Below are 21,488 nucleotides of genomic sequence, written 5' to 3' on the forward strand. Positions count from 1 at the left end.
ATGTTCTCGCACGTGATGATCGGCACCAACGATCTCGACAAAGCCAAGTCATTCTACGACAACCTGCTGAGCACGCTCGAGGTGCGGCCGGCCAGGGTCGACGGCCACCGCCTCCCGGCCCGCGTCTCGTGACGATCGCGAAACGCCCCTTGTGGCGGGCGGGATGCGTCGAGACTTACGACAAATCCGAATTCTTGTAAAGCGAATTTTTTGGCTCAGTTCGGCAGTCCGGCTGCGAGGCATCGCCCCCGGAATGATGGTCGCAGAAAAAGCGCTCCCAAATCCGATTGCCCGCCCTCAACCCGGACCCGGCATATGGCCTGCGAACTGCGGATAGCATTCGCGCAGTTCCTCGCGAATCCGTCCTCGGATCAATGCCAGTGTCGCCTCGTCCGGCGACGGCGTCGTGGCCTCGCATTGCTCGTTATCGTACGCAAAGCCGGTCGTACCGCGAATGTGGCGCCAATCGTAGCCGGGATGCGTGCTCTCGAGACGGAAACGTCCCGACTCGCGTTCAAAGGAAAACAGCGCTGCATTGGTCAGCAGCGCATGTGGCCCGCCTCGCCGATAGACCGTCTCGTCGGTGACACCAGGGGCAGACACGAAGTCGACGCGCTCGACCAAGGACCGCAGGCTATGCTCTTCACGGAACAGAATGACCCGCGGAACGAGGAAATACAGGTAGGCGGAGCCGAACGAGCCGGGCCATCTGACCGAATTACTCGGATAGTCGCCGGTGCCGACGAGATTGATATTGCCCTGGCCGTCGATCTGGCCCCCGCCGAGAAAGAAAGCGTCGAGGCGTCCCTGCGCGGCACAATCGAACAACTCCTCGGCACCGCCGGTGAAGGAATTGTGCTTGACCGAGCCGAGGATCGAGACCTGCACGTGCTCCAGTCCGTCACGCTGGTTGATCGCCCGCAACAGCATCGCTCCAGCCGCCGGCATCGGCGACGATTGACCGACTGCAACATGCCGCACGCCCTTCAGCAGCCGCGAGATCGTGTAGATCATCAACTCACGGCTGGTGCATGCCTCGCTCATGCAACGCTCCTGGAGTCCCGGACGTAGGCCAAAAATCCTTCCGGCGACCGCGCCGCTCGGGCGTATTTCTCGATCTCCTGCCCGTCCCTGGGATACTCGGCGTAAAGCCCCGTGGGCCATCCACCGTTCTGAAGCTGTGCCACCGCACTCACGTAGATCGCGGGCAAGACGCCCGCGGCCATTTTCTCATCCTCGAGCAGCGACACATCGGAGATGCGCTCGACGGTCACGAACGCCTTCTTCGACGCATGGGCCAGCAGCATCGTTTCGCGCCGACGCCCCAGCCGAACGTTGCCAAGCCGATCTGCTTCAGGCGCATGAAACAATGCGATGTCGGGCTGAATCGCCGAGACCACGACGATCTTCTCACCATCGTCGAACGGGTTGGACGTCACCTTCCAGTCGTCCCGTTTCTTCAAGACGTCACTGTCGATGATGCCGCGGATCGGCATGAACGGAACACCCTTCTCCGCGGCGGTCAGGCCCGCGAACACCGCGGGACAAGTCGCGTCGCGGAGGCGAATGGATCCGTCGCGGACAGCCCGGCTGAAACAGGGCGCGCCGCCCGCCTCGCCGAGACTGACGGCGCTGGTCTCCAGCGTTGCCACAGCGCCGGCGCCGATGAGCATATCGACCTGCATGCCGCCAATCGGCGCACAGACCACATGGAGATCGCGAATGCCTCGATCGATCAGCATCCGAACCAATCCGGGGGCTGCGGCGTAGTCATCCGGCGCCAAACCAAGCTTGCACCCCGACGGAATCATCTCCGCCATCTTCTGCGGCGTCACGAAGTCTGTCATCTCTGCACCTCTCCCTCGAATCCCAATCCAGACGCCGCAGTCACTTACGACGACGCCCTAGTTCTTTCCCGTAAGGTCCCTCGACGCGACGTAGCCATCGCGCGTCTGCGGCAGCTTCCAGCCCAGGACCTTGCCAGCAACCAAGGTGCGCAGCACCTGAGCCGTGCCGCCGCCGATCGTGAACATGCGGACATCGCGCGCCATGCGTTCGAGAGGAAAGTCGCGCGAATAGCCGCGAGCTCCGAACACCTGCAGGGCATCGTTGACGATCTTGATCGCGGCTTCCGAGGCAAAGATCTTCGCCTGGGCGGCAAGCATCGGATCGGGAAATGCGCTGCCGCCCGGCCCGCGCGAAAGAGCCGCCGCGTGCAGCATCAGGCGCGATGCGGTCAGCTGGGTCTGCATATCGGCGAGCATCCAGTGCAGGCCTTGAAACTCGCCGATCGGCCGGCCGAACTGTTCGCGCGTCTTGGCCCACTCAATGGCGTGCTCCAGTGCGCCCGCCGCAATCCCCATGGCGACCGTGCCGGCGCCGACACGCTGACTGTTGTAGGCATTGATGAGGTCGGCAAAGCCGCGCTTGAAGCCGGATGGAGGCAGCAGCACCATGTCCGGCGTGATCTCGAGGTCCTCGAAGACGAGCTCGCCCTCGGGCATGCCGCACAGCCCCATTGTCGTTTCGCGCTTGCTGACGCGGAGCCCTTGCGCCTCGCCGCGCACGGCCAGGAAGCCGCCGACGCCCAGCTCCTCTCCGCTCTCATCGAATACGCGTGCAAAGATCAGGTGGAGACGGGATATTCCGGCGCCGGTGATCCAGTGCTTCCTGCCGTTGAGCACGTAGCGGTTGCCACGTTTGTCGGCTCGCGTGGTCATTCCGCTCGCATCGCTCCCCGCGTCGGGCTCCGTGATGCAAATGGCCGGCTTGTCGCCTCCGAGGACGAGATCGGCAGCGCGCTTGCGCTGCGCCTCGGTCCCATAGGCCATGACGGTCGAGATGGCGCCCATGTTGGCTTCGACCACGATGCGCGCGGAGACGGTACAGGATCGGGCGATTTCCTCGATGACCAACACCGTGTCGAGGAAGCTTCGACCCTCGCCGCCATATTCCGGCGGAATGGTCATTCCCATGAAGCGCTCGGCCTTCAGCGCCTCGACGACGTCCCATGGATATTCACGCGACTGGTCGATGTCGGCAGCACGCGTGCGTATCATCCCGTTCGAGAGCGCCGCAGCCTTTTCCTGCAAGGCCAGTTGCTGGGATGAGAGTTCCATGACCGTCCTCCATTCCGCACGGACGAGCGTGTTTGCCGAAGATGTCAGTCAGCCCCGTCAGCCGCGTCCCATGCTATAGAATTCCGGGTTCGGACGCATGCTGGTGACGTTGGCAATCCGGTTGGAGAGGCCGAAGAAGGCCGAGATCGCGGCGATGTCCCACATGTCGTCTTCCGTGAAGCCGTGCGATTTCAGCGTGGCGAAATCGGCTTCGGAAACCTTGTAGGCCTCGGTCGAGACGCGCACGGCGAAATCGAGCATCGCCTTCTGCCGATCCGTGATATCAGCCTTGCGGTAGTTGACCGCGACCTGATCCGCGATCAGCGGATCCTTCGCGCGGATGCGCAGGATCGCGCCATGCGCGATGACGCAATACTGGCACTGATTGAGGTTGCTGGTCGCAACCACGATCATTTCCCGCTCGGCCTTGGTGAGATTGCCGGGCTTGTCCATCAGCGCATCGTGGTAGGCAAAGAACGCGCGAAACTCGTCCGGCCGGTGCGCGAGCACGAGAAAGACGTTCGGAATGAAGCCGGACTTTTCCTGGACGGTCAGGATACGGGCCCGAATGTCGTCCGGCATGTCGGCGAGATCAGGGACGGGGAAGCGACTGATGGCAGGTGCCTGGGTCATGGCCTGGATATCCTCGGGGCTGGTCGATGGGAATCTCTACCCATCGCGTTCCTCATGTTCTTGGCCCGGGTGATTGCAGGACATCCTCGGGCGGTTACGTCGAGCGCGTCAGGGGAGGTTCCGCGGTCGCCCGTAGCGCCCCCTTCCCAGCGCGGCTATCGCCATCAATGCCTGCTTCGACGTCGTAAAGCAATGCGGGCTACCGTAGCCCAGCCCCCCGCGCCGAGCGCGCCGGGGCGATTGCAGGCGCGCTTGTACGCAGACGCCCCCGCCTGCAAGCCCCTGCTCTAGCGTGATGAACTGCTCGAAGAGACCGACGTGCCGCCCGGCACCATCCCCGATCGATCAACCTTGCTCCCGCGAGGCTAACAGGTCTTCTGCTGCAAATGCTGGACGCAGGTGCAGGTGGTCGACGTCGGAGAAGTCGTTTTATACTTCACGTCGTAATATGGAAAGCTCGAGGCGTTGGTCGAGCAGCGCGGGAACAGATAGTAGCTGTCGGACAGCTTGACCGTGCCTGCGATGGTGAAGCCGAGGTTGGGCGTGTAATCGTAGGAGACCTCGCTCAGGATGAGCGAGATTTTTGCGTTGGTGGTCCCGCCCGGCGCGGTAAAGGACGACAAAGCCATGGCGGTCCCCGGCGTTCTCGCCCCCGACGCGCTGGTCGACTTGCTCCATTGCACCGTTGCGTTGCCGCTGCTGTCGGTCGAGACTTCCGAGACCGTGATCGTCATCAAGGAGTTGCTGCCATTCACGATGGGATATGGAGCCATGATGGCGGTCGCAGCCGCGAGGATACCGTCCATTTGGCTCGGGCTAACGGATGTGTTCTGCGTGATCATGTCGGCGACAGCATGCGCGGTCGCACTGACTTTGACGTTCATGGAGAGCGCGGTGCCGAGCTCGACGCCGCCGACATAGAGTAGCAGCATGAACGGCGTCACGATCGCGAACTCCGTCGCTGCCACGGCGCGGACATCGGATAACAGGTGCCGGACGCGAGATGACAGGGCCGAGATCATCAGGTAGCTCCTGGCTCGTTCTGGAACGCGGCGGACGACATGATCAGCCTGTTGCCGTTGCTGAGGTTCGACAGGTTGAAACCGAGCGGACCGAGAACGACCGGCCACTCGTACATGATGCGGAGCACGACGATATCGCCAGCCTGGCCTGGATCGTACTGCCAGGTATTGGAGACCTTGCCCGAGCCGTCGTAGGTCAAGGTCGGCATCGCCGTGTTCGCTGATGTCCACGAGGTCGCCACCTGCATGTCGACCATCAGGCCACTGCAGTTGAAGAGGATCACGATCTGATCGCAGACCTTCTGCTTGAAGACGGCCTGCGACATGTTCGCAGACTGAACCTGTCCGGTCATCACGAGACGCGCCGACTGGCGCACGATATATTCGAGTGTCTGCTGGGCAAAGAAAACGAGAAAGGTCTGGATCAGTGCGATGACAAGCGCGAGAAACGGCGCGGCGACGAGCGCGAACTCGACGGCCGTCGCTCCGCTGTCATTCGCGGCAAAAGCGGCGCAACGATTGCGGCGTCTCTTCATTATCGAAGCTGATCCAAGCATGGCCTCTTTTCCCTACTGCACGAGGCTGGCCGTGCTGGACGCGACCTTGATGAACAGATCCGTCAGTGCCTGGTTGATGTCGCCGCCATTCTGAACGTTTGCGTACAGGCCCGGCGACGCACAGGATTTCAGCCGTTGCGCGATCGTGCCGGTCGACGAGGACGGGTTGTTGAATTGCGAGATACGGCTGGTGTACCAGCTGTCGCTCGGCAGTTGCAGATACTCGGTGTAGAGAATCGCGATGCGAATGTTCCGAGTCTTGATGGTATCGCAGATCGCCGTGTTGAGCGGTTGCTGGCATCGCAAAGTCGTCGAGTTGGCCGCCGGAAGCGCATAGGTGGCATTGGGATCGCAGCTGCCACCCGTCTTCGGGATCAACTTGTCCTCGACGCCGTCAGTGACGAGGAAGACCACCTCCTGCGGCGTACCGGCCGCGGTACCGTCACCGGGATTGGGCATGATGGCGTTGAGGTCGGTCAATCCCTTTTGAATATCGGTGCCGTAATCGGTGGTGTAGATGCAGCCGCCCGAGCCGTTGAGAACCGGGCAGTTCTGGTGGTCGACCGTCAAGAGCTGAATGTTGCCGATCTGCGTGCCGGCCGTGGTCGGGGTGGTCAGCGTCTGGATCGTGTTCAGGGCGTAGTCGAAGGTGTAGATGGCGGCCTTGTAGGTCGTGTTGTTGAGCGCCGACATGCACTGCATGACCCCGCCCGACGTGCCCGACTGCGGGCACGACCAGGGTCCGACCATCAATTGCTTGACGGCATTCGTCACGAGATCGATCCGCAGCGTGATGTTGTTCGCACGCGCGACCGTGAGATTGTCCTTGTTCGTCGAGCTCGGAGCTGCGTTGTTGGGATGCGCCTCGTGGCAGGCGAAGGCGCAGTTTTTCGCGTAGTTGGGCTGGTTTTTCGTGGCGAGAACCATCGCGTCGATGCCGCTCTGGGTGGCCGCCAACGCCATCGACGGGGAATCATCCAGCAGCAAATAGAAATTCATGTTGGGGGCGCTGGACGCCTTCGCCGTTGCCGAACCGGCCACCTGCCAGGTCGACTTGCCCAGGACGCCGGGGAAATTGTTGACGGACTCTGCGGTGTAGGACACCGTGATGGTCCGCGAGAGACCGGAATCGGTGACGGTGATCGTCGGCGTCGGCACGGCCGCCAACCCGGGAAGGTTCGCCTTCGCGGCAAAGACGGCAGCCGCCGTATTCTCGATAACGGACTTGGTGGTTTGCGTCAGCATCGCGGGCCGCACGGCCGCGATTGCGGCCGCGTCGGCGGCTGCGTTCAATTGCTCGCGCTTGCGCAAGGCCAGCGTGTAGTCGAGCGTCATGCCCAGGAGAAAGATGATAGGAACCATCGTCAGCGCGAAGATGATGGCGACGTTGGCCTTCCGGTCTGTCGCGAAACAGAGCATTGCGCGGCGGAGCATGAGATTCATCCTGGCTGCCGTCGTTGCGGCAACGGTCCTTTCCCTGTGAAATCGACGGAAGAGGCTGTCGGGTTCGATCCCAACACTCGTCCGTCACGGGGGGAATATGTCGAGCGCTCCGTTAATCAACACTTACGGGCCATTCGCAAACCGGAACCGCACGGGATCGAGATGTCTCATATCGAGAAGGCATCATTAATGTCGCTTAAATGCGATCGCAGAGATTGGCGGTAAACGGCAACAAACATCCGTAAAATACCGGAGGAAACGCGATTTGCGCCTGCCGACCGAGCGCGCGTCCGGCGCTGGCAGCGGCGCGGCTCAAACAGGAAATCCGAAACGCCCCCCTGCACGGTCGCCGGCACAAGGCGCCCTGCTCGCCGGGCCTTGCGGGCCGGAGCCGTCTTGCCGTTAGACTCCACGGCGCAAACGTGGACAATACCCCGACGCACGTTACGTGCGCAGTGCACACCAAGATGCGCCCAGGGGAAACAAATGCCGGCTGCCGGTCCGTCGTCCGAACCCATCATTCCAACCGCTCCGCTGACCGCCCAAATGCGCGATTCGCTGCGCGCGATCGTCGGTGAGAAGGGCCTCATCGAGGACGAGCACGGCAAGCAGCCGTTCGTGACGGACTGGCGCGGACTGCTGGTTGGAGGGGCCGGAGCCGTCGTTCGTCCCGGCAATACCGAGGAGGTCGCGAAGGTGGTCAGGCTCTGCCATGAACACGGGGTCGCGATCGTGCCGCAGGGTGGAAACACCGGTCTGATGGGCGGAGCCACGCCCTGGCCCGCGCATACCGGCATCGTGTTGTCGCTCGGCCGCATGAACCGCGTGCTGGACGTCGATGCCACCGGCTACATCATGACGGTCGAGGCCGGCTGCGTGCTGCAGACCCTGCAGGAGACAGCAAGCCGGCACGATAGGTTCCTGCCCCTCAGCCTCGGCGCTCAGGGCTCATGCATGATCGGCGGCAATCTGTCGACCAATGCCGGCGGCGTGCAGGTGCTCCGCTACGGCAATGCCCGCAATCTCGTCCTGGGACTCGAAGTCGTCTTGGCCAATGGCGAGGTCTGGGACGGATTGCGCGCGCTCAAGAAGGACAATACCGGCTACGACCTCAAGCACCTCTTCATGGGCGCGGAGGGAACGCTCGGCATCATCACCAAGGCCGTGCTCAAGCTCTGGCCCGCGCCGAAGGACGTCTGCACGGCGTGGCTGGCGATCCGGAATCCGCGCGCGGCGCTGGTGATCCTGTCGGAAGCCCATGGCGCATCCGAGGACAATGTCGGCTCCTGCGAGCTGATGAGCCGCGCCGCAATCGACATGGTACTCCGCCACATTCCCGGCACGCAGGATCCGCTTCGGGCGGACACGCCATGGTACCTGCTACTCGAATGGTCGTCCTCGCGGGCGCGCCAGGACGGGGCTGAGGGCATAGCGGCGAAGATGGAGCAGTTTCTTAGCCAGCAGCTCGAGACCGGACGCGTGATCGACGCGGTGATCGCTCAGACCGGAAGCCAATCGCAGAACATGTGGCGCATCCGCGAAAGCGTCGCCGAGGCCTCCCGCGCCGAGGGGCCGGGACTCACCTACGATGTGTCGGTGGCCATCTCCAGGATTCCGGAGTTCATCGACCTCGGGCTCAAGGCGGTGTGCGACATTCTCCCGGCCATTCGCCCCTATCCTTTGGGGCACATTGGCGACGGCAATCTGCATTTCTCGTTCATGGGGCCGCTCGGCATGGATCAGCAGACGCTGACGCAATACAAGGCCGCCATCACGCGGGCCGTGAACGATCTCATCACGTCCATGGGCGGCTCGATCTCGGCGGAACACGGCATCGGGATCGACAAGCTCGACGAGCTCAGCCACTACCGCTCGAAGACCGAGCTCGACATCATGCGAACCATCAAGCGCGCGCTCGATCCGCAGAACATCATGAATCCCGGCAAGGTGCTGCGGCTATAGTTGCGCAGGATGGGTAGAGCTCTTGCGAAACCCATCACCGCTCTTTTTGCCCGGGACATCTTGATGGGTTTCGCTCCGCTCTACCCATCCTACGGTCCGCCAACGCTATTGCGTGATCGCGGCCGCGATCTTCTCCGCCGACATCAGGACCGGGAAGTTGGTGTTGGCGCACGGCACCACCGGGAAGATCGAGGCGTCGACGACGCGCAGGCCGTGGATGCCCTTGACGCGGCCTTCTGTATCGACCACCGCCATCGGATCGTCGGCCCGCCCCATGCGGCATGAGCACGAGGCGTGCCACACGCCGATCGTCGCCTTGCGCACGAAGGCTTCCAGCGCCTCGTCATCGTTGATGACCTGATCGAAGGTAAATCCCTCGACCACGAAATTGTCGATCATGTAGTGACGCAGCGCCGCCGGCCCGTCCATCAAAGCCGCGGCGATCTTGGTCAGAATCCTGTTTTTGGTATTGACCACGCCGATCTTGCGCACCTTGTCCGTATAGGCGGCCGGGAACGGCTTGTCTGTCACCGCCTTGACCACGTCGCTCATCTGCACCGCCGCCATCTTGCGGAAGCCGCTCATCAGCCGATCGAGGTCGCGCCGGTCGGACAGGAGATTGAACTCGACGATCGGCTCTACCGAGGGATCGCGCGAGGCAAGCTTGACCTGCCCGGTCTCGGAATAAGTCTTGTTGACGAAGGTCAAGAGCGAGCCGATCTGCTCCCCGACCGCATGCCAGGCCGACTTGCTGAGCAGGACGACGAACATGTCGCCCTTCGGCACGCCTTCGAGCCCCGAAGAATATCGCAAACCGAGCTGCATGTGGCGCCTGGTGTGCTCGTTCATGCGCGCGCCGCGGCGGACGAAGGAGGACAGCGAGATCGAGGGATGATCCATCAGGCGCTGGCCGACGCCAGGCAGGCCCATCAGGACGGGAATGCCGAGATCCTTGAGATGGCCGACCGGGCCGATGCCGGCGCGGAGCAGATGCGCCGGCGAGTGGATGGCGCCGCTGGAGAGAATGATCTCGCGCCCGCGGAATTCCTGTTCACGCCCGTCAACCATCGCCTTCACGCCGACGCACCGCGTGTCTTCGAACAGCAGCTCTCTCACTTGCGTGTTGGTGGAGATCGTGAGGTTGGCGCGCTGTCGGGTGTCGCGATCGAGATAACCCATCGCGGCCGAGACGCGTTGCTCGGCCTGGTTGGAATGCGTCACCGGAAAATAACCGTCGACGAACGCGCCGTTCTGGTCCGGCACGAACTGGTGCCCGGCCTGCTGGAAGGCCTCGGCGAAGGCCTGCGAATGCCGCGTCCAGTGCTCGCGCGGAATCCGGCGAACCGGGATCTTGCCGTCCTTGCCGTGGAAGGGACCGTCGAAATCGAGGTCGCGCTCGACCTTCTTGAAGAAGGGCAGCACGTCGTTCCAGCTCCACCCCGTAGCGCCCCGCGCGTCCCATTCGTCGTAATCGGTCGGTGCGCCGCGATTGGCCATCTGGCCGTTGATCGACGAGCCGCCGCCGAGCACGCGCGCCTGCTCATATTTGCGTAAAGGAGGCCGCGCTTCATGCGGATTGTTGTGGCTGACGACCTGGGTCGTGACCTTCAGCTCGGTCCAGTGGAAGCGCGGATCGAAATAGGCGGTGCCGGGATAGCTGTCTTTGATCTCGGCCGGCTCGTTTCCGGGCGGCGTGTCCTGCCCGGCTTCGCACAGCAGGACCTTGTTGGCGCTCTTCGCCGAGAGCCGGTGGGCCAGCACGGACCCCGCCGAGCCGCCGCCCACGATGATGAAGTCGTACACGATTGGCGCTTCCTCTTGTTCTTGTTGGGGAGCTTGGCGCGTTACTGTTTTGGCCGGCAACGAAAGCCGCTACCCTACGGCCTGATCGAAAAGTTCTCCGGCGGTCCCGGCTTGCGCAAGGGCTCCGCGAGCCGGGCGAACTCGCACAACAGCGAGCGCGTCTTGCGGGGATCGATGATCTCCTCGACCCAGAATTTTTCGGCCGAGCGGAACGGCGAGCGCAGCTTGTTGAGGCGCTCCTGGATTTCCTCCAGCTTCGCCGCCTTGTCCTCGGCCGCGTCGATGTCGGCGCGATAGGCGGCCTCGATGCCGCCTTCGAGCGGCAGCGAGCCCCAATAGGCCGACGGCCAGGCGTAGCGGATCGAGAAGCGATCGGCCGGCTGATGCACGACGCCCGCAACACCAAACGCATTGCGCAGGATCACGGTGCACCAGGGCACGGTGGTCTGGTTGACCGCGGCCATGGCGCGAACGCCGTGACGGATGGTGGCGGCTTTCTCTGCATCGAGGCCGATCATGAAGCCGGGGCAATCCATGAGATAGACGACCGGCAGATGGAAGGTCTCGGCGAAGTCGACCCAGCGCACCACCTTCTGGCAGGCATCCGCGGTCCAGGAGCCGCCATAGTGAAAGCTGTCGCTGGCGAGCAGCAGCACCGCCCTGCCCTCCAGCCGGGCGAGGCCGACGATGAGAGGCTTGCCGAAGTTCTTGCCGACCTCGAAGAACGAGCCCTTGTCGACGACGGACTCGATGATGGGCCGCATCTTGTAGACCTGCTTGCGGCTGCGCGGCACGACACTCAGCAGCGCTTCGTCGCTGCGCTCAGGGTTGTCGGCGCAAGGCAAGGTCGGCGGCAGCTCGTAGACCGATGACGGCAAATAAGAGAGGAAACGCCGCGCGCAGGCGAACGCTTCTTCTTCCGTATCGACGGCATGATCGACCGCACCGGCGCGGGTTTGGATGTCGGCGCCGCCGAGTTCCTCCTTCGAGAGGTCCTGCCCCAGCGCCTTCACAACCGGCGGGCCCGCGACGAACATCGCGGACTTCCGCGTCATGATGGAATAGTGGCTGGCGGCAAGCCGCGCGGCACCGAGCCCTGCGACCGAGCCGAGGCCGAGTGCGACCACCGGCACGCGCGACAGGTTCTCCGTCGTGAAGCGATACCAGCGCGTTCCGCCGATGCCTCCAGGCAGATTGGCCGCGCCCTTGGTCTCGATGGTCTTGACCGAGCCGCCGCCGCCGGAGCCTTCGATGATGCGGACGATCGGCAGACGGAAGTCGTGCGCCATCTCCTCCGCCATCAGCGGTTTTGCGGAAATCGACGCATCGGCCGAGCCGCCGCGCACGGTGAAATCATCGCCGACCACCACGACGGTGCGGCCGTCGACGCGCGCGCGGCCGAACACGCAGTTCGCCGGCGTCAGTTTCTGCAGCTCGCCGCTGGAATCGTACTCACCGATGCCGGAGACGGCACCGATCTCGTGAAAGCTATTTCGATCAATGAGCTTGTCGATACGCTCCCGAACAGTCAGCCGGCCCTGGTCATGCTGTCGCTTGACCTTGTCAACGCCGCCCATCTCCCGCGCGAAGGCTTCGCGCCGGGCGAGCTCGTCGAGTTCCGGCTTCCAGTTCATTCACTCCCTCCGAATTGATCGGCTTGTTATTGTTGTGCACGGCCATGGCGACCGGCTTACGCGAGATGCGGTTGTTGAAGGCATCGCCCTCTGCGCCTTCTACCAGGCTGCCGAGCGAGCGGCCAAGCTGCAGCATCAGCGGGGCGACTTCGTCATGCAGACGCTGCTCGTCATACATCGCCGAGAGCAGACCAATCGTGATGACCACGAAGGTCTGATATTGCGGCGACCAGATCGGCACGGCGAGGCCGTTGATGTGCGGGCTCCACAGGCCGCAGGCCACGACATAGCCACGCTCGCGCAGCATCTGCCGGTTGGCCTCGATGCGGGGCCTGAGGATCTTCGCAGCCTCGGGCGCTTCGCGCTCCATCTCCGCGATGAAGGCATCGCCGACTTCCGGCGACAACGCCGCCGTGTAGGCCGCGCCCGCTGCGGTGGAGGCCATCGAGATGCGGCTGCCGGTGCCCTCGTGCAGGCCGAGCGCAGAGGCCGAGCGCGCGAACTGGAGATAGACGAGATTGAAGCGATCGGGCACGACTAAGCCGACCGTGCCGGGAAGCTGCTCGGCAACTTCCTGCAGCCGCTGGCGGATCATGCTGCGCAGCTGTGCGCCCTTCATCATCGAAGCGCTCATCGCCACCGCACTCGGGCCGATGCGATATTTTTGATCACGCGGCAGATAGACCAGTTGTCCCATCCGCGTCAGCGTGTGCGTGAGCCGCGACACCGTCGAGCGCGGCAGGCCGCAGCGATTCGAAATCTCGAGATTGCCGAGCCTCGCGTCGTGGCCCTCGAAGCATCGCAACACGTCGAACGCGCGCGAGACCACCTGGATGACATCACCCTCGCCGGCATCGCCAGCGAGCATGCCTTGCCTACTCAACCGCTCCGATCGTCGTCCCATTGTTTCCTACCGCCTGTTCCGCTCTGCGGAATTAAATTCCACTTGCAGATGACGCTACCTCAGGCATTTTGCAACGACAACAAAAAGGCGATGGCATGCCAGAAATTAAGATCGTCACCGAAGTCGCGGGACGCATCTGCGCAACTCCCGTGCAAGTTGGAGGAACCGTCGCGGATGGCGATGAAATTGTGGTGGTCGAAGCGATGAAGATGGAGATACCGGTGCCTTCGCCTGCGAACGGCACCATCACGTCGCTTCTGGTGAAACTCGACGACATCGTTGCCGAGGGACAGGCGATCGCGATCGTCACGAGTTGAGTGCATTCTCCGTCGTTTCCGCGCTTTCCGCGACAATCTGTCAGAGGGCTCCTCGCAGCGTAAGCTTGGTGATCGCTCGTTCCACGAACTGGACATGCCCGGGCCGGTCCCGGGCATCCTCGTACTTGTTTTCCAGCGAAAAGAACGTGGATGGCCGGAATAAGCCCGGCCATGACGACGCGGATGCATCCTACCGTTTTGCTGGCGCCAAATGCGATAGCGCCTCGCGTTCGCGGGACGGCGTTGCCATCGCTTGATCGCGATGACATGATCTGTTTCAAACAAAACTGTGTTTCAAACAAAGAAAGAAAATCTTCGCGACAAACGCGAAGATGGAGGGAGAAAAACATGCTTCGTGGGCTGCTCATACTCACGCCTGCCTTGGTGGCAGGTATTTCTTTTGCGTCTACAGGCTATTCGCTCGCCGAGGACGTCAAGCTGCCGGCGACCTTGACCTTCACCGCCTATGACACCGGCACCGCCGGCTTCAACATCGCGGTCGGCGTCGGCAAGATGATGAAGGACAAATACGGCACCGACGTGCGCGTGCTCCCCGCAGGCAACGACGTCGCCCGCCTCGCGCCGCTGCGCGCCAAGCGCGCGGTCTCATCTGCGATGGGATCAGGCACCTATTTCGCACAGGAAGGCATGTTCGAGTTCGGGTCAAAGGAATGGGGCCCGCAGCCGCTCCAGATCCTGCTCTCATCCGTCGACTGCAATTGCGGCTCGCTGGGCGTTGCGGCCGACACCGGCGTGAAGGAGTTGAAGGACCTCAAGGGCAAGCGCGTCGGCTTCGTGGTCGGCTCGCCCGCGCTGAACCAGAATTCGCTCGCGGTGCTCGCCTTCGCGGGTCTGACGCAGAAGGACGTCAAGGCCGTCGAGTTCGCGAGCTACGGCGCGATGTGGAAAGGACTGATCAACAACGACGTCGATGCCGCCTTCGGCACCACCATTACCGGCCCCGCCAAAGAGGCCGAGACTTCGCCGCGCGGCCTGATCTGGCCGCCGCTACCGGCCAAGGACAAGGAAGGCTGGGCGCGGATGCAGAAGGTCGGCTCGTTCTTCTTCCCGCAGACCGCGACCTGCGGCGCCGGCATCTCGCCGGACAAGCCGGTCGAGCTCGGCAATTACCCCTACCCGATCTTCGTCACCTACGCCTCGCAACCGGCCGACCAGGTCTATGCGATGACCAAGGCGATGATCGCGAACTACGACGCCTACAAGGATTCCGCGCCAGGCGCCGGCGGTCTCGCGGCCGATCGCCAGACCAAGAACTGGGTGGTGCCGGTGCATCCCGGCGCGGTGAAGGCGCTGAAGGAAGCCGGGCATTGGAGCGATGCGCAGGAGGCCCACAACAACAAGCTGATCAAGCGGCAGGAGGTGCTCGGCGCGGCGTGGGCGGAGTACGGCAAGTCCAATCCGCCATCGGACGACAAGGCCTTCCTCGACGGCTGGATGAAGGCGCGCGCAGCCGCGCTTGCGAAAGCCGACATGCCGAACGGGTTCGAGGAATAGACCCGGTGGGGTTGAATCCTACCGCGTCCACGGTGCGCTCCCTCTCCCGCTTGCGGGAGAGGGTTGCGGAGAGGGTGTCTCCACGGCGAGATTCCCCCAGAGGAAAGAGCCCTCACCCGGCGCTGCGCGCCGACCTCTCCCGCAAGCGGGAGAGGTGGAAGAGCACGTGGCCCCATCGATTCAACCAACGGCCATTCGCTTAGTTAGTTACCAGCCGACACCCGGGATCAATGATGTCTTCTGCTTCCACCTCCACCGCCCCGCAAGACGAGGCCAAGCGGGTCGTGTTCGACGATCCGCATGGCGCCGCCGGCAACATGCAGGAAGCGGAGGTGACGCGCGTGCGCACCCTGCGCGGCGCCTGGCGCTGGACGCTGATCGCAGCGACCGCGGCGACGATCCTGCTCTGCATCAACCAGCAATTCTCGCTGCGCTTCTTCATCGGCTACACCCAGCTCAACACCGAATATTTCTATCTCCTGATCGCGTTGATGCTGCCGTTCACGTTCCTGATCTTCCCGGGCACGGAGCGCGCCCCGCTCGATCGGATTCCCTGGTACGACCTCGCCCTCTTCGTCGCGACCTTCGCCGCAGCGCTGCTGCTGATGTCGAACGTGCGCAAGGCGGCCGAGGCCGGCTGGGAGTTCGGCGGCGCGCCGAACAGCGTGATCGCCGCGGGCCTCGTGATGTGGGTCATACTGATGGAGGCGCTGCGCCGCACCGGCGGCTGGAGCCTGCTCTTGAGCGTGCTCCCCTTCACCGTCTATCCGCTGTTTGCCGAGGCCAGCTGGCTCGGCCCGTTCCGCGGCACGCAGTCGACGCTGGAGCAGGCAACTGCCTATCATGTGCTGTCGGGCGAAAGCCTGCTCGGCATCCCGATCCAGGCCTTCGCCGATACCGTGATCGGCTTCCTCGTGTTCGGTACCGCGCTGATGATGACGGGCGCCGGCAAATTCTTCATCAATCTCTCTTTCGCGATGTGCGGCACCTTCCGCGGCGGTGCCGCCAAGGTCTGTATCTTCGCCAGCGGCCTGCTCGGCATGATGTCGGGCTCGATCATCTCCAACGTTCTGACCGCCGGCACCATGACCATCCCCGTCATGAAGAAGAGCGGTTTTCGCGCGTCCTATGCCGCCGCGATCGAGGCCTGCGCCTCGACCGGCGCAGTGCTGGCGCCGCCGGTGATGGGCGCGACCGCCTTCGTGATCGCACAGTTCCTCAACGTCAGCTACGCAGAAGTCGCCGTGGCCGCGATCATCCCGGCCGCGCTCTACTATGTCGGGCTGTTCATGCAGGTCGATACCTACGCCGCGCGCCACGGGCTGAAGGGCATTCCGCGCGCCGAGCTGCCGCGGGTCATGGATACGATCAAGGACGGCTGGTACTACGTCTTCGTCATCGCGCTGCTGATCGTGATGCTGCTCCATTTCAAGCGCGAGAGCCATGCGCCGTTCTACGCCACCGCCCTGCTGCTGGTCCTCAACCAGCTCTTCTCCAAGGACACGCGCTGGACGTTCGCGACGATCGGCAAATTCCTGGAGGTCAACGGGCGCACCTTCGTCGAACTGGTCGGCATCCTTGCCGGCTGCGGCCTTTTGATCGGCGCATTCTCGATGACCGGCGTGGTGTCGAGCCTTGCCAATGACCTCCTGCATATTGCCGGCGACAATGCCTTCCTGCTGCTCGGCATGTGCGCCCTCACCAGCCTCATCCTCGGCCTCGGGCTGACGACGACGGCCTGCTACATCTTCCTCGCCATCCTGGTCGCCCCCGCACTGGAGAAGCTCGGGCTGAACAAGATGGCGGTGCACATGTTCATCTTCTACTGGGGCATGCTGTCGTCGATCACGCCGCCCGTCGCGATCGCCTCATTCGCCGCCGCAGGCATCGCGGGCTCGCCGGCGATGAAGACCGGCTGGGAATCGATGTGGGTCGGCAGTATCATCTATTTCATCCCGTTCTTCTTCGTGCTCAATCCGGCGCTGGTGCTGCAGGGACCGAGCCCCTACTTCGCCGGCCTCGGCTTGATGGGTCTTGCCGCGTTCGGCACGCTGTTCATCTGTGGCGGCATCCAGGGCTACCAGCCCTTCGTCGGCGATCTGCGCGGCACCGGCGCGCTGGAATGGCCGATCCGCGTGCTGCTGGTGATCGGCGGCTTCGTGGTGGCGACGCCCGGCGGCGGAATCATGCCGCTGTCGCAGTTGCAGGTGACCCTGCTAGGCCTTGCCATCCTCGTACCCACGACCGCGCTGGCCCTTCTCCTGGTCCGCCGGACCATGGTGCCGGACGGGTTGCGCGCGCCCTGATTGCGTTGCACAAATGAGGCGATGACACCGCTCTCGCCTCTCGCCTCCGCCTGGACCCGCTCGAAACCGCCTCTGCTGCGGTTTCTGGACAATTGCCTCAACGAATTCTCGGCCGAGACCTCGGGTAACGTTGCCGACTACATCCCCGAGCTGAGCAAGGCCAATCCTGCCTATTTTGGCATCAGCCTCGCGACACTGGATGGCCACGTCTACGAGGTCGGCGACTCCAGGGTGCCCTTCACCATCCAGTCGATGTCGAAGCCGTTCGTGTTCGCGCTGGCGCTGGACCTTTTGGGCGCAGGCAAGGTCGAGAGTGCGATCGGCGTCGAGCCCTCCGGCGATCCCTTCAACTCGATCCGGCTCAATTCCGAGAACCACCCGTTCAATCCGATGGTCAATGCCGGCGCAATCGCCTGCACCGGGCTGATCTACGACAGCAAGGGCGCGGAAGCCTTCGAGCAGATCCGCCTCGCGCTCGGCCGCTTTGCCGGGCGCGACCTTGCCGTGGACGAGGCCGTCTATGCCTCCGAAAGCCAGACCGGCGACCGCAACCGCGCCATCGGCTACCTGCTCAAGACCAACGCGGTGATCTCGGACAACGTCGCCGCCGTGCTCGACGTCTATTTCCGGCAATGCGCCGTGCTGGTGACCGCGCGTGACACCGCGGTGATGGCGGCAACGCTTGCTAATCGCGGAGTCAATCCGGTCACGGGCGAGCAGGTGCTGAGCGCTTACGCGATCTCGCGCACACTTTCGGTGATGACGTCGTCCGGCATGTACGACTATGCCGGAGAATGGATCTACCGCATCGGTATCCCCGCCAAGAGCGGCGTCGGCGGCGGCATTCTGGCCGCGCTCCCTGCCCGCCTCGGCCTCGGCAGCTATTCGCCGAAGCTCGACAAGCACGGCAACAGCGTGCGCGGCATCAAGGTCTGCGAGGCGCTGTCCTCGCACTACGATCTGCACATGCTCAACCGCAGCGACGATGCGCGCAACGCCGTCATCGCCGATTACGATATCGGCAAGAGTCCGTCACGCCGCGTGCGCCGGCCGCAGGAGCGCGAAATTCTGGCTGCACATGAGCAGGAGGTGCGGGTCATCGAGCTGGTCGGCACGCTGTCGCTGTCGGCCGTCGACTACGTCTCGCGCCGGCTGGCGGGACGACCGCGGCCGCAAATCGTCGTGTTCGACCTGCACCGCGTCACCTCCACCACCCGCGCCGGTGCGCGGCTCGTCGCCGAAACCTTCGAGGAGCTCGCGGCGCTGAACGTGACCGTCGTGCTGTCAGGCGTCAGGCGCACCTCCAAGGAATGGGACAGCCTGCGGGAATGGACCGCCGAGCTGAAGAACGTCCGCGACTTCTATTTGCTCGACACCGCGATCGAATGGGCCGAAGACCAGATCGTCTTCCGCTATGGCGGCTCGATCGACTTTCACGAGACCACCGAGCTTGCCGAGCAGCCGCTGCTATCAGGTATGAGCGAGGAAGAGCTGACGGATCTCGCCTCGATCTGCACGATCCGAACCTTTCAGGCCGGCGCCAAGATCATCACCACGGGCGATCCCGCCGAATCCTTGTTCTTCCTGCGCAGCGGTGCGGTGCATGTCACGCTGCCCGACGGCGTACGGCTGGCGACACTGACCGCCGGCATGGCCTTCGGAGAGATGGCGCTGCTGGAGACGACGCGCTCGGCCGACGTCTTTGCCGACATGGCCGCGACCGCGTTCGAAGTGCCGCTGAAGGCGTTCGAACGCTTCCGCAAGCAGCACCCCCGCGCCAGCGAGCGCGTCATGCGCAATCTGGCCCAGCTGTTGGCCGATCGCCTGATCGTCGCGAATGCGAGAGTGGATATTCTGACGTCGACGTGAGCGCTTGAGATTCGTTCACAAGAGGTCGCCATGCCCGGGCTTGTCCCGCCTGCGCGGCCGAAGCCGCTTCGGCGCGGCGAAGGCCCGGGCACCCACGTTCTCCGTGCTCCGTGGCAAGGCGTGGATGGCCGGGACAAGCCCGGCCATGACGCGGCGAGGTGTCAGTGCCCCGAACCTACGTCTCCCTACCGGCTCGCCGCCTCGCTCAGGCGCCGCTTGATCTTCGCCGCACTCTTCTCCAGCAGCTCGGATGGCTGCTGACCAGTCGCGGCACAGAGGCAGGCCCAGTAGTAGATGACATCGCCCAGCTCATCGACCAGACCCGCCTTGTCGAGCCAGTCGTCGCGCAGGAGCTTCTTGATGTGATCAGCGACCTCGCCGGCTTCGCCGGCAAGGCCAAGACCGAGATAGGACAGCCGCTCGTTCGACGGATGCTCATCGACCTTCGCAATGCTCGCGGCCCAGGCCGCATATTCGTCGATCGTCATGAGCGTCCCTCGCCGCGGATTTTGAATCAGCCCACCACTTCCGTCACGGGCTGCAGGTCGATCTCGAATGTCTCCAAGAACTTTGACGTCATGATGTAGAAGCCGACCGAGAGCTGGAGCTCGACCAGCGCGGCCGGCGTCAGCTTCGCTGCGATTGCCTTGAAGGTCGCATCCGCCGGCTTCTTCAGCGTCACGATCTCGTCTGTGAAGGCGAGCGCCGCGCGCTGCACCTCGTTGAAGCACGTCGCCGCCTGCCAGTCCGCGAGCGCCTCGTTCTGCTCGTCGGTGACGCCGACATTCTTGCCGATGCGCTTGTGCGCAACGATCTCGTACGGCGCCTCGCACAAAATGCCGGTGCGGGTGATTGCGAGCTCGCGCACGACGGGGTCGAGCTCGCCCTTGTGGCGGATGGCGCCGCCCAGGCGGCAGTACTGCTCGAAATAGCTTGGGGAGTGCGCCATCATGCGGAAGATGTTGGCATTGCGATTCTTGTCGAGAATTTCGCGGGTGCGGTCGGAGGCCTTGGACGGGTCGCTGTAGTTGATGCGGGCCATGATTTTCCTGAAGTTTTCCCTGAATTTTTGATGCTTTTTGTCGTTGTCGGCGGGAGTTCTCTGAAACTCTATTCTTGCGCCGACGCAGGAGCAACATCATCGAGTCAAATTGCCGCCGCATTGCTGATCGACCCTGACACAGTCGATATTCGCCGCGTGGGGACAAATCGCGGTGAGTACTCGCAAGTGGGGTGTTCCGAGTAAAACAATTGGCCGTCGGGTGCGCTAGCCGCACAATGATGAGTCACGCCCAAGTCTAGGGAGAAAAAGGCATGAAGGAAGCCACCAAGGGGGCGGCCTCGGGAGCGCTCGCGCATATGCTGGCGGTGACGGCGATGCTCGTCATCGCCAGCATCTTGTTCTACGGGCGTTAGCTGGAGTTTTAGAGTTTTCGTCATTCCGGGGTGGCGCCTCGCACAGCGCCAGGCCCAGAATCCCGTTCCAGGCTCGGTCCTTCGGACCGCCCCCGAATGACGGATCCCGCGACTCGCTCTCGGCAGTAGCCCGGATGGAGCGAAGCCCAATCCGGGCTACAGCATCCCCACTATTTGCTCTTTGCAAAAAACGGCACGAGCCTGCCGGCAAACGGCTTGAAGCTCGCAACGACCGAATCGCCGATGGCAAGGTCATTCTCGCCGTGGGCCATCATGCGGAAACCCTCGGCGCAATCGACCAGCAGGATGTTGTAGGGCACGTGGGCGCGCGTCTCTGGCGTGGCGGCGCGGCAGACCAGCGAGGTCGCGTAGACCCTGCCCTTGCCGCTGGCACGCTGGTCGCGCGGATCGGAGGCGCCGCACGCCGCGCAGAAGGCTCGGTGGAAATACTGCACATGGCCGCACGCGGCGCAGGTCTGAAAGGTGATGGCCTGTTCGCCCTTGGTCCAGTCCGCCAGACGCCCGCTCATCGCACCCGCTCCAGGAACATGCTGACATGGGACGACAGCACACCACCATCGCCGTGCAACAAGGCGATCGAGGCATCGCGCACCTGGCGGCCGGCTGCCCGTCCCGTCATCTGCAAATGCGCTTCGACCAGATGCGCCATGGCGCCGCCGACGCCGCAATGGCCGTAGCTGAGCAGGCCGCCATGGGTGTTCAGCGGCATCGCGCCGTCGCGGCCGAAATGACCTGACCGCACGCGAGCAGCCGCCTCGCCGCGCCCGGCAAGGCCGAGGTCTTCCAGCAGCATCGCGAGCGTGATGGTGAAACTGTCGTAGATCGCGGCATAGCGGACGTCGGAGATTGCAAGGCCGGTGGCCTGCTTGGCGCGCGCGATGGAAATCTCGGCGCCGAGCTCACTGAGCGCGGGTGCGGCCGTGACATGCTGATGGGTGTGGGCCTGGGCGCAGCCGCGGATGCGGAT

The 21,488-nt window shown here is 63.6% G+C and carries 18 protein-coding genes and 2 pseudogenes; 6 read left to right on the forward strand and 14 right to left on the reverse strand.

Going from position 1 to position 21,488, the window contains the following annotated elements; translation table 11 throughout:
* A pseudogene (locus MOV75_RS06230) lies at positions 1-114 on the forward strand (VOC family protein); the annotation flags it as partial.
* 183 nt (positions 115-297) lie between these two features.
* Here the strand turns inward: MOV75_RS06230 and MOV75_RS06235 are convergent.
* From MOV75_RS06235 to MOV75_RS06265, 7 genes are all read right to left on the reverse strand, one after another.
* Positions 298-1,044: a CoA-transferase gene (locus MOV75_RS06235; RefSeq protein ID WP_247005228.1), complete on the reverse strand. Its 747-nt coding sequence runs from the start codon at positions 1,042-1,044 to the stop codon at positions 298-300.
* Positions 1,041-1,847, reverse strand: coding sequence for a CoA transferase subunit A (locus MOV75_RS06240; protein WP_246920017.1), 807 nt, complete (start codon positions 1,845-1,847; stop codon positions 1,041-1,043). The genes MOV75_RS06235 and MOV75_RS06240 overlap by 4 nt, the downstream gene beginning before the upstream one ends.
* A 57-nt stretch (positions 1,848-1,904) precedes the next feature.
* The gene (gene acdA / locus MOV75_RS06245) at positions 1,905-3,119 is read right to left on the reverse strand and encodes a 3-sulfinopropanoyl-CoA desulfinase (RefSeq protein ID WP_246920019.1); all 1,215 of its coding nucleotides are present in this window, start codon (positions 3,117-3,119) and stop codon (positions 1,905-1,907) included.
* A gap of 57 nt (positions 3,120-3,176) precedes the next feature.
* Positions 3,177-3,752, reverse strand: coding sequence for a peroxidase-related enzyme (locus MOV75_RS06250; RefSeq protein WP_246920021.1), 576 nt, complete (start codon positions 3,750-3,752; stop codon positions 3,177-3,179).
* Between the two features lie 365 nt (positions 3,753-4,117).
* Positions 4,118-4,774 (reverse strand): TadE/TadG family type IV pilus assembly protein, encoded by a 657-nt coding sequence (locus MOV75_RS06255; protein ID WP_246920023.1) that lies wholly within the window; start codon positions 4,772-4,774, stop codon positions 4,118-4,120.
* Positions 4,774-5,310 carry a TadE/TadG family type IV pilus assembly protein gene (locus MOV75_RS06260; protein ID WP_246920024.1) on the reverse strand — a complete coding sequence of 179 codons (537 nt, stop codon included), beginning with the start codon at positions 5,308-5,310 and terminating at the stop codon, positions 4,774-4,776. Before MOV75_RS06260 ends, MOV75_RS06255 begins: the two co-directional genes overlap by 1 nt.
* A gap of 33 nt (positions 5,311-5,343) precedes the next feature.
* The gene (locus MOV75_RS06265) at positions 5,344-6,765 is read right to left on the reverse strand and encodes a TadE/TadG family type IV pilus assembly protein (protein WP_247005229.1); all 1,422 of its coding nucleotides are present in this window, start codon (positions 6,763-6,765) and stop codon (positions 5,344-5,346) included.
* A 495-nt stretch (positions 6,766-7,260) separates the two neighbouring features.
* Here MOV75_RS06265 and MOV75_RS06270 point away from each other — a divergent pair, with 495 nt between their 5' ends.
* Positions 7,261-8,736: an FAD-binding oxidoreductase gene (locus MOV75_RS06270; protein WP_247005230.1), complete on the forward strand. Its 1,476-nt coding sequence runs from the start codon at positions 7,261-7,263 to the stop codon at positions 8,734-8,736.
* Positions 8,737-8,841: 105 nt separating this feature from the next.
* On the opposite strand, the gene MOV75_RS06275 is transcribed toward MOV75_RS06270, so the two are convergent.
* The 3 genes from MOV75_RS06275 to MOV75_RS06285 all read right to left on the reverse strand — a co-directional run bounded on the left by MOV75_RS06275 (position 8,842) and on the right by MOV75_RS06285 (position 13,077).
* On the reverse strand, positions 8,842-10,539 hold the full coding sequence (locus tag MOV75_RS06275) for a GMC family oxidoreductase (RefSeq protein WP_247005231.1): 1,698 nt from the start codon (positions 10,537-10,539) through the stop codon (positions 8,842-8,844).
* A 74-nt stretch (positions 10,540-10,613) separates the two neighbouring features.
* Positions 10,614-12,173, reverse strand: a complete 1,560-nt coding sequence (locus MOV75_RS06280; RefSeq protein WP_246920038.1) for an acyl-CoA carboxylase subunit beta — start codon at positions 12,171-12,173, stop codon at positions 10,614-10,616.
* Positions 12,103-13,077, reverse strand: coding sequence for an IclR family transcriptional regulator (locus tag MOV75_RS06285; RefSeq protein ID WP_247005232.1), 975 nt, complete (start codon positions 13,075-13,077; stop codon positions 12,103-12,105). The genes MOV75_RS06280 and MOV75_RS06285 overlap by 71 nt, the downstream gene beginning before the upstream one ends.
* Before the next feature lie 95 nt (positions 13,078-13,172).
* On the opposite strand from MOV75_RS06285, the gene MOV75_RS06290 reads away from it, so the two are divergent.
* The 4 genes from MOV75_RS06290 (at position 13,173) to glsA (ending at position 19,084) form a co-directional block, all read left to right on the forward strand.
* A complete protein-coding gene (locus MOV75_RS06290) occupies positions 13,173-13,394 on the forward strand; it encodes an acetyl-CoA carboxylase biotin carboxyl carrier protein subunit (RefSeq protein ID WP_246920046.1) in 222 nt (73 codons plus the stop codon).
* Positions 13,395-13,742: 348 nt separating this feature from the next.
* The gene (locus MOV75_RS06295) at positions 13,743-14,909 is read left to right on the forward strand and encodes a TAXI family TRAP transporter solute-binding subunit (protein WP_246920049.1); all 1,167 of its coding nucleotides are present in this window, start codon (positions 13,743-13,745) and stop codon (positions 14,907-14,909) included.
* 233 nt (positions 14,910-15,142) lie between these two features.
* Entirely contained in the window at positions 15,143-17,215 is a 2,073-nt protein-coding gene (locus MOV75_RS06300) for a TRAP transporter permease (RefSeq protein WP_246920053.1), read from the forward strand.
* Positions 17,216-17,236: 21 nt separating this feature from the next.
* On the forward strand, positions 17,237-19,084 hold the full coding sequence (gene glsA, locus MOV75_RS06305) for a glutaminase A (RefSeq protein WP_246920056.1): 1,848 nt from the start codon (positions 17,237-17,239) through the stop codon (positions 19,082-19,084).
* A 185-nt stretch (positions 19,085-19,269) separates the two neighbouring features.
* Here glsA and MOV75_RS06310 read toward each other — a convergent pair whose 3' ends face one another.
* From MOV75_RS06310 to MOV75_RS06325, 4 genes and pseudogenes are all read right to left on the reverse strand, one after another.
* On the reverse strand, positions 19,270-19,572 hold the full coding sequence (locus MOV75_RS06310; protein WP_246920063.1) for a nucleoside triphosphate pyrophosphohydrolase family protein: 303 nt from the start codon (positions 19,570-19,572) through the stop codon (positions 19,270-19,272).
* Positions 19,573-19,598: 26 nt separating this feature from the next.
* The gene (locus MOV75_RS06315) at positions 19,599-20,126 is read right to left on the reverse strand and encodes a carboxymuconolactone decarboxylase family protein (RefSeq protein WP_246920066.1); all 528 of its coding nucleotides are present in this window, start codon (positions 20,124-20,126) and stop codon (positions 19,599-19,601) included.
* A gap of 544 nt (positions 20,127-20,670) precedes the next feature.
* A complete protein-coding gene (locus MOV75_RS06320) occupies positions 20,671-21,030 on the reverse strand; it encodes a Zn-ribbon domain-containing OB-fold protein (RefSeq protein ID WP_246920069.1) in 360 nt (119 codons plus the stop codon).
* Positions 21,027-21,488, reverse strand: a pseudogene (locus tag MOV75_RS06325) (thiolase family protein); the annotation flags it as partial. The gene MOV75_RS06320 and the pseudogene MOV75_RS06325, both read right to left, overlap by 4 nt.

The organism is Bradyrhizobium sp. PRIMUS42 (assembly GCF_023006515.1).
Classification (GTDB): domain Bacteria; phylum Pseudomonadota; class Alphaproteobacteria; order Rhizobiales; family Xanthobacteraceae; genus Bradyrhizobium.

Excerpts from the sequence above, each read along its gene's own strand:
- MOV75_RS06285 (WP_247005232.1), bottom strand. The coding sequence starts at position 13,077 with ATGGGACGACGATCGGAGCGGTTGAGTAGGCAAGGCATGCTCGCTGGC.
- MOV75_RS06300 (WP_246920053.1), top strand. The coding sequence starts at position 15,143 with ATGTCTTCTGCTTCCACCTCCACCGCCCCGCAAGACGAGGCCAAGCGG.
- MOV75_RS06290 (WP_246920046.1), top strand. The coding sequence starts at position 13,173 with ATGCCAGAAATTAAGATCGTCACCGAAGTCGCGGGACGCATCTGCGCA.
- MOV75_RS06235 (WP_247005228.1), bottom strand. The coding sequence starts at position 1,044 with ATGAGCGAGGCATGCACCAGCCGTGAGTTGATGATCTACACGATCTCG.
- glsA (WP_246920056.1), top strand. The coding sequence starts at position 17,237 with ATGACACCGCTCTCGCCTCTCGCCTCCGCCTGGACCCGCTCGAAACCG.
- MOV75_RS06270 (WP_247005230.1), top strand. The coding sequence starts at position 7,261 with ATGCCGGCTGCCGGTCCGTCGTCCGAACCCATCATTCCAACCGCTCCG.
- MOV75_RS06315 (WP_246920066.1), bottom strand. The coding sequence starts at position 20,126 with ATGGCCCGCATCAACTACAGCGACCCGTCCAAGGCCTCCGACCGCACC.
- MOV75_RS06260 (WP_246920024.1), bottom strand. The coding sequence starts at position 5,310 with ATGAAGAGACGCCGCAATCGTTGCGCCGCTTTTGCCGCGAATGACAGC.
- MOV75_RS06255 (WP_246920023.1), bottom strand. The coding sequence starts at position 4,774 with ATGATCTCGGCCCTGTCATCTCGCGTCCGGCACCTGTTATCCGATGTC.
- MOV75_RS06250 (WP_246920021.1), bottom strand. The coding sequence starts at position 3,752 with ATGACCCAGGCACCTGCCATCAGTCGCTTCCCCGTCCCTGATCTCGCC.
- MOV75_RS06310 (WP_246920063.1), bottom strand. The coding sequence starts at position 19,572 with ATGACGATCGACGAATATGCGGCCTGGGCCGCGAGCATTGCGAAGGTC.
- acdA (WP_246920019.1), bottom strand. The coding sequence starts at position 3,119 with ATGGAACTCTCATCCCAGCAACTGGCCTTGCAGGAAAAGGCTGCGGCG.
- MOV75_RS06240 (WP_246920017.1), bottom strand. The coding sequence starts at position 1,847 with ATGACAGACTTCGTGACGCCGCAGAAGATGGCGGAGATGATTCCGTCG.
- MOV75_RS06265 (WP_247005229.1), bottom strand. The coding sequence starts at position 6,765 with ATGCTCCGCCGCGCAATGCTCTGTTTCGCGACAGACCGGAAGGCCAAC.
- MOV75_RS06320 (WP_246920069.1), bottom strand. The coding sequence starts at position 21,030 with ATGAGCGGGCGTCTGGCGGACTGGACCAAGGGCGAACAGGCCATCACC.
- MOV75_RS06280 (WP_246920038.1), bottom strand. The coding sequence starts at position 12,173 with ATGAACTGGAAGCCGGAACTCGACGAGCTCGCCCGGCGCGAAGCCTTC.
- MOV75_RS06295 (WP_246920049.1), top strand. The coding sequence starts at position 13,743 with ATGCTTCGTGGGCTGCTCATACTCACGCCTGCCTTGGTGGCAGGTATT.